General features: G+C 73.2%; 5 protein-coding genes. 2 read left to right on the forward strand and 3 right to left on the reverse strand.

Translation table 11 applies throughout. The features are described from left to right. Positions 1–63 precede the first annotated feature (63 nt). From AOK23_RS03060 to AOK23_RS03070, 3 genes are all read right to left on the reverse strand, one after another. The gene (locus AOK23_RS03060; protein ID WP_079049250.1) at positions 64–768 is read right to left on the reverse strand and encodes a response regulator transcription factor; all 705 of its coding nucleotides are present in this window, start codon (positions 766–768) and stop codon (positions 64–66) included. A 116-nt stretch (positions 769–884) separates the two neighbouring features. After that, on the reverse strand, positions 885–1,787 hold the full coding sequence (locus AOK23_RS03065) for an LLM class F420-dependent oxidoreductase (RefSeq protein ID WP_055711205.1): 903 nt from the start codon (positions 1,785–1,787) through the stop codon (positions 885–887). A 53-nt stretch (positions 1,788–1,840) separates the two neighbouring features. Beyond that, positions 1,841–3,091 carry an amidohydrolase family protein gene (locus tag AOK23_RS03070; protein ID WP_055711201.1) on the reverse strand — a complete coding sequence of 417 codons (1,251 nt, stop codon included), beginning with the start codon at positions 3,089–3,091 and terminating at the stop codon, positions 1,841–1,843. Positions 3,092–3,290: 199 nt separating this feature from the next. Here AOK23_RS03070 and afsR point away from each other — a divergent pair, with 199 nt between their 5' ends. Then, positions 3,291–6,347, forward strand: coding sequence for an SARP-family global regulator AfsR (afsR, locus tag AOK23_RS03075; protein ID WP_079049251.1), 3,057 nt, complete (start codon positions 3,291–3,293; stop codon positions 6,345–6,347). 225 nt (positions 6,348–6,572) lie between these two features. After that, positions 6,573–6,806 (forward strand): regulatory protein AfsS, encoded by a 234-nt coding sequence (afsS, locus tag AOK23_RS03080; RefSeq protein ID WP_055711203.1) that lies wholly within the window; start codon positions 6,573–6,575, stop codon positions 6,804–6,806. Positions 6,807–6,865 lie beyond the last annotated feature (59 nt).

Here is a 6,865-nt window from a genome sequence, read left to right on the forward strand (position 1 = left end):
CGCAGATGAGAACGAGCCTCCGCGTTGGCGTGGAGGCTCGTTCTCATCTGCGAAGGGGTGCGTTCACACGCGGACCGTGGGGGTCGCGCCCAGCCAGCGGAGGACCGCTTCCGTGCCTCCGCGGACGTCGAGCTTGGCGTAGATGTTGCTGAGGTTGTTGCGGACGGTCTTCTCGCTCAGCCGCAGCCGCAGGCCGATCTCCTGGGCGCCGAGTCCGGTGGAGAGGAGCTCCATGATCTGCCGCTCGCGGGGCGAGAGCAGCGACCGCAGCCGCTCCCCCGTCTCCCCGCCGTCCGGCATCCGCTGGGCCGCGTCACGGAGGGCGGCGCAGGCGACGGGCGACAGATAGGTGTGCCCGACCGTCGCGGCCATGACGGCCGAGGAGAGCATGCAGGCGCAGTAGTCGCCCTCGACCAGATAGCCGGCCCCGCCCCGGAACGCCTCGACGACCGCCCCGGTGTCCCTGCGCGGGGTCACCACGATCACCGGGGCGCTCATGGCCCCCATCGTCCTCAGCAGCTCCGGGAAGGAGTCGGACGGGTCGGCGCAGCGCAGGACCACGACATCCGCGCCGGACGCGCGCAGGCCGCGGTAGGGCGGGGCCAGGGGCACCGCGCGCGTGACGTACGGATCGTCGGGCTCGGGCCAGTCGGCGTGGGGCCAGTCGCCCTCGGCGCAGGCGAGCGCGACGGTCAGCCCACGCGACGGAGCTGCGGAAACGGTGGTGCCGACGTGCTGGGAAGTGAGGACGTGCCGGGGGGATCGCACTTCGCTGTCCTTCCGCCGAAGCCATGACGTACGTACATACGTGACTCGGGCGTCAGTTGTTCGAAGTTTCAATAAGAGATTGTCTGGCTGTCAGACAGGTTCCTCCCGTCGGCCGGTCACAGCAGCGGAGCCACCCGCTCTCCGAACTCGCCTATTTGGTCGGTGAGTTCGGCCCGTCCACGGCTGCGGAACCGCACCTGGATCTGGTCCACGCCCATCGCCGCGTACCCCCGGAGCGACTCCGCGAGTGCCTCCGGGGGGCCGCTGAGCGTGCGGCGGCCGACGTCCCACGCCGGCTCCCCTACGTACAGCGGCTCGGTGATCGCGCCGACCGTGAACGGTTCGGTGACCCCCGCCTCCTCCCGCAGCCGCCGCAGCCGGGCGATCTGCCCCGGCAGCCGGTCGCGCGGGTCGCCCTGCGGCAGCCAGCCGTCACCGCGGACGGCGGCCCGGCGGACGGCCGCCGGGGAGGAGCCGCCGACCCACAGCGGGACACGGGCCTGCGCCGGGCGGGGCCGCTGGCCCAGGTCCTCGAAGTCGTACGCCTTCCCGTGGTGGGCCGGGAACTCGTCCGGGCCCAGCGCGGCCCGCAGCGCGTCGACGCACTCGTCCAGGACGGCACCCCGCCGCTCGAAGTCCACCCCCAGCACCTCGAACTCCTCCCGCACGTGCCCGGCGCCCACACCGAGGATCAGGCGCCCGCCCGCGAGGTGGTCGAGGGTCGCGTACTGCTTCGCCGTCAGCAGCGGGTGCCGCAGCCCGACGATCGCGACATGGCTGAGGAGGCGGACCCGTTCGGTGACGCCGGCCAGGAAGGCGAGCGTGGCGACCGGGTCGTACCAGACGGTGCCCATCGCGTCCGCGAGCCGCCGGGGGATCGCCACGTGGTCGCAGCTCGCGATGTAGGCGAACCCGGCGCGGTCGGCGGCCCGCGCGATCTCGACGAGGTCCTCGGGCCCGGCGTCCGCCTCCCACGGCTCGGCGTAGAGGGTGCTCTGCGACTGGACGGGGAGCTGCATCCCGTAGCGGAGGGACGCGCCGGCCCCGTTCACCTCGTGCTCCCCGGTCCCGTTCACGCCGTGCTCCCCGGTCCCGGCCAGAGCCCGTCGTCGGTCAGGCCCAGCAGGTCGATGGCGTTCCGGCGGACGATCCGGTCGACCACGTCGGGGGCGAGGTGCCCCATCTGGGCCTCGCCGACCTCCCGCGACTTGGGCCAGGTGGAGTCGGAGTGCGGGTAGTCCGTCTCGTACAGGACGTTGCCCACGCCGATGGCGTCGAGGTTGCGCAGCCCGAACGCGTCGTCGAAGAAGCAGCCGAAGACATGCTCGGTGAACAGCTCGGACGGCGGCCGGTGGACCTTGTCCGCGACGCCGCCCCAGCCGCGGTTCTCCTCCCACACCACGTCCGCCCGCTCCAGGATGTAGGGGATCCACCCGATCTGGCCCTCGGCGTACATGACCTTGAGGTTCGGGAACTGCTCGAACTTGCCGCTCATCAGCCAGTCGACCATCGAGAAGCAGCAGTTGGCGAAGGTGATGGTGGAGCCGACGGCGGGCGGCGCGTCGGCCGACGTGGACGGCATGCGGCTGCTGGAGCCGATGTGCATCGCGATGACCGTGCCCGTCTCGTCGCAGGCGGCGAAGAAGGGGTCCCAGTCGTCGGTGTGGACGGAGGGCAGACCCAGATACGGCGGTATCTCGGAGAACGCGACGGCCCGCACCCCGCGCGCGGCGTTGCGGCGGACCTCGGCGGCGGCGAGTTCGGCGTCCCACAGGGGGATGAGGGTGAGCGGGACGAGCCGGCCCCGCGCCTTCGGCCCGCACCACTCCTCCACCATCCAGTCGTTGTACGCCTTCACGCCCAGCAGACCCAGCTCGTGGTCCGCGGCCTCGGTGAAGGTCTGGCCGCAGAAGCGCGGGAAGGTCGGGAAGCAGACGGCGGACTGGACGTGGTTGACGTCCATGTCGGCGAGGCGCTGCTCCACGTCGTAGGAGCCGGGGCGCATCTGCTCGAAGGTGATGATCTCCAGTTTGATCTCGTCCCTGGAGTAGCCGACGGCGGTGTCGAGGCGGGTCAGGGGGCGGTGCAGGTCCTCGTACACCCACCAGTCGCCGATGGGGCCGTCGTCTCCGGGGGCGCCCATGACGGGCCGGAAACGGCCGCCGAGGAACGTCATCTCCTTCAGCGGCGCGCGCACGATCCGGGGGCCGATGTCCCGGTACTTCTTGGGGAGCCGGTCCTGCCAGACGTTCGGGGGCTCCACCGTGTGGTCGTCGACGGAGATGATCTTCGGGAATACCGTCTCGCTCTCCATGGTCTCCATGTGCGCCACGGTAGCGCTGATCTGACGGATCGTCAGCTCCCGTGGCGGTCATTGCCCCGCACCCGGAGAGTCGAGGAGAGGTTGTGTGGACCTGGTGACATCCCGGACGGCTCCCTGTGATCGGGGTCTCGCACGGCTGACGTATCTGCCATGAACAAGGCAAACTGGCCTGGATATCAGAGGGCCTTGGGGGGCGTCGATGGGCGGTGAGTCGCGAGTGCCGGAGGCTGGTGAGCCGCGGGTGCCGGAGCAGCGGGGTTCCGGGGAGGGGCGGGCTCCGCTGTCGGCGCCCGGACCGACGGATCCGGATCCGGAAGGCCGCGTGACCCCGGAGCCGGAGGCCGGGACCGCCACGGGGCTCCGGTTCAGCGTGCTCGGACCCGTACGCGCCTGGCGCGGCACCGAGCCCCTCGCCACCGGCTCACCGCAGCAACGCGCCCTGCTGGCAGCGCTGTTGCTCCGTGAGGGCCGTACCGCCACCGCGAGCGAACTGATCGACGCGCTGTGGGGCGACGACCCGCCCTCCCAGGCGCTCGCCGCCGTACGCACCTACGCGTCCCGGCTGCGCAAGGCCCTCTCCCCCGACGTCCTGGTCAGCGAGTCCGGCGGCTACGCGATCCGCTCCCTGTCCGGTGGCGCGCTCGACCTCGCCGTCGCCCAGGACCTCGCCGCCGACGCGGAGAAGGCCAAGAGCTCCGGGGACCTGTACCAGGCCCGTCTGCTGCTGAACAAGGCGCTCGGCCTGTGGGACGGCGAGGTCCTGGCGAGCGTCCCGGGCCCGTACGCGGAGACCCAGCGGGCCCGCCTCGACGAATGGCGGCTCCAACTCGTCGAGTCCCGGCTCGACATGGACCTGGAGCAGGGCGGCCACGCCGAGGCGGTGTCCGAGCTGACCGCCCTGACCGCCGCGCACCCCCTGCGGGAGCGGCTGCGGGAACTGCTCATGCTGGCCCTGTACCGCAGCGGCCGGCAGGCCGAGGCCCTCGCCGTGTACGCCGACACCCGCCGCCTGCTCGCCGACGAACTCGGCGTGGACCCGCGACCCGGCCTGCGCGAACTCCAGCAGCGGATCCTGCGGGCCGACCCGACCCTCGCCGAGCCCTCCGCCCCGCTCGCCGCCGAGCCGTCCGCCACCGCCGTGCGCCCGGCCCAGCTCCCGGCGACCGTGCCGGACTTCACGGGCCGGTCCTCCTTCGTCTCGGAGCTGAGCGAGGTGCTGTCGGCGGCCTCCGCCGCCGAGGGCCAGGTCATGGCCGTCTCCGCGCTCGCGGGCATCGGCGGCGTCGGCAAGACGACCCTCGCCGTGCACGTCGCCCACCAGGCCAGGCCGGCCTTCCCCGACGGACAGCTGTACGTCGACCTCCAGGGCGCCGGCGCCCGGCCCGCCGACCCGGAGACCGTCCTCGGCTCCTTCCTGCGGGCCCTCGGCACCACCGACTCGGCGATCCCCGACTCGCTGGAGGAGCGGGCCGCGCTCTACCGGTCCGTCCTGGACGGCCGCCGGGTCCTGGTCCTCCTCGACAACGCCCGTGACGCCGCCCAGGTCCGGCCCCTGCTGCCCGGCACCGCGGGCTGCGCGGCCCTGGTGACCGCCCGGGTGCGCATGGTCGACCTGGCCGGGGCACACCTCGTCGACCTCGACGTCATGTCCCCGGACGAGGCGCTCCAGCTGTTCACCCGGATCGTCGGCGAGGAGCGGGTCGCCGCCGAGCGGAAGGCCGCCCTCGACGTGGTCGCCGCCTGCGGCTTCCTGCCGCTCGCCATCCGCATCGCCGCGTCCCGCCTCGCCGCCCGCCGAACCTGGACGGTGTCCGTCCTCGCGGCGAAGCTCGCCGACGAACGCCGGCGGCTGGACGAGCTCCAGGCCGGCGACCTGGCCGTGAAGGCCACCTTCGAACTGGGCTACGGCCAGCTGGAGACGGCCCAGGCCCGCGCCTTCCGCCTGCTGGGTCTGGCCGACGGCCCGGACATCTCGCTCGCCGCCGCGGCCGCCGTCCTGGACCTCTCCCCGGAGGACACCGAGGACCTGCTGGAGATCCTCGTCGACACCTCCCTCCTGGAATCCGCCGCTCCCGGCCGCTACCGCTTCCACGATCTGGTCCGGCTCTACGCGCGTGCGTGCGCGGAGCGGGACGAGCAGCCGCCCGGTGAGCGGGACGCGGCCATGTCCCGCCTGCTGGACTTCTATCTGGCGACGGCGGCGGAGGTGTACCGGCTCGAAAGGCCCGGGGACCGGCTGGCGGACGACCTGGAGCCGACCGAGTACCCGGGTCTGCGTTTCAGCGGCCGACAGGAGGCCCTCGACTGGCTGTACTCGGAGGCCAACTGCCTGCTGGCCTGCGCCCGCCAGGCCTTCGCCACCGACCGGCTGCGCCGGGGCGTGGACCTGCTGTGGGCCGCCAAGGACCTCGGGGAGTCGGGAGCCAACTCCAGGCAGTACGAGTCCGCCGCGCTGGCCGCCAGGGACGCCTCCCGGGCCGCCGGCGACCCGCGTACGGAGGGGCGGGCCCGGGCGACGCTGATCAATGTCCACCTGGTGGCGGGGCGCTACGACGACGCCGAGGACGAGGCACGCCGGGCCGTGGACCTCGCCGAGCGGGCCGGGGACACCACCGCCCTCAACTGGGCGAGCAACGACCGGGGCATCATCGCGCTCATCCAGGGCCGCAACGCCGACGCCGAGAGCTGTCTCCTCGCGGCGATCGAGGGGTCGCGGGCGGCCGGGAACCAGCCGCTGGAGGCGAGCGCGCTGTGCAACCTTTCCCGGGTCCACCTGGCCATGGGCCGCACCGGCCACGCGATCACGCTGGCCCAGCAGGGCATCGATCTGTACGACCGCCTGGGACTCACCCTGCGGCTGGCCAACGCGCGCTACGCCCTGGGGCTCGCCCTCACGGAGGCGGGGCGCACCTCGGAGGCGCTGGACGAACTGGCCGAGGCCCTGCAGATGTTCCGGACCAACCGGCAGCGCCTGTGGGAGGGGACGACGCACTTCCGTATCGCCCAGGCCCATTTCGCGGGGCGCCGCCCGGCCAGGGCGGCGCAGCACGCCGAACAGGCCCTGGCGACCGGTTGCATCGGCGGGGACCGGATGCGGGCCAACGTCCTGACGGCTCTGGGGCGGTCGCTGGACGCCCTCAGCCAGGCGGACCGCGCCCGCGCCTGCTGGCGGGAGGCCCTGGCGCTGTACGAGCAGGTCGGTGCCCCCGAGGCGGTCGAGGTGCGGGCACTGCTCTCACCGGCCCCCGCGGCCTGAGGCCCGCCGCGCGGTCCGAGGCGCGCCGCGGAGGGGGCGTTCATCGATTGTTTATGCGCGCCTGACATGCTCAGCGCAGTGATCCGTCGCGTCGGGGGGCAGGCGGGTCGTCGGTCCTCGTGATCCGTGCGAGGGCCGCGTGGGCCTCGGTCCGGCGACGCCTCGGGGGAGCCGCCGGACGGGGCCCGTACAGCCTTCACTCGAACCAGGGGAGAGTTCGTCAGCATGAGCGACAAGAAGAAGAACCCGCAGAACGCGGCGCTGGACAACCACGCGCCGGTCCCGCCCGCCGACGACACGATCACCACGCTCGACAACCACGCCCCGGCCCCGCCGAAGGGCGACCCGGTCGCCCCGCTCGACAACCACGCGCCCGCGCCGCCGGTCGACGACACGATCACCACGCTCGACAACCACGCCCCGGCCCCGCCCGCGCTCAAGCTCGGCGGCGACAAGTAGGACCTTCATCCCGACGGGGATCGGCCGCGGTGGCTCCCCCTCCGCGCCACCGCGGCCGA

Origin of the sequence: Streptomyces torulosus (assembly GCF_001419765.1) — a bacterium.
Taxonomy (GTDB): Bacteria; Actinomycetota; Actinomycetes; order Streptomycetales; family Streptomycetaceae; genus Streptomyces; species Streptomyces torulosus.

What these genes read in the sequence shown, in the direction of transcription:
- AOK23_RS03065 (WP_055711205.1), bottom strand. Translation starts at nt 1,787, where the DNA reads ATGCAGCTCCCCGTCCAGTCGCAGAGCACCCTCTACGCCGAGCCGTGG.
- AOK23_RS03070 (WP_055711201.1), bottom strand. Translation starts at nt 3,091, where the DNA reads ATGGAGACCATGGAGAGCGAGACGGTATTCCCGAAGATCATCTCCGTC.
- afsR (WP_079049251.1), top strand. Translation starts at nt 3,291, where the DNA reads ATGGGCGGTGAGTCGCGAGTGCCGGAGGCTGGTGAGCCGCGGGTGCCG.
- afsS (WP_055711203.1), top strand. Translation starts at nt 6,573, where the DNA reads ATGAGCGACAAGAAGAAGAACCCGCAGAACGCGGCGCTGGACAACCAC.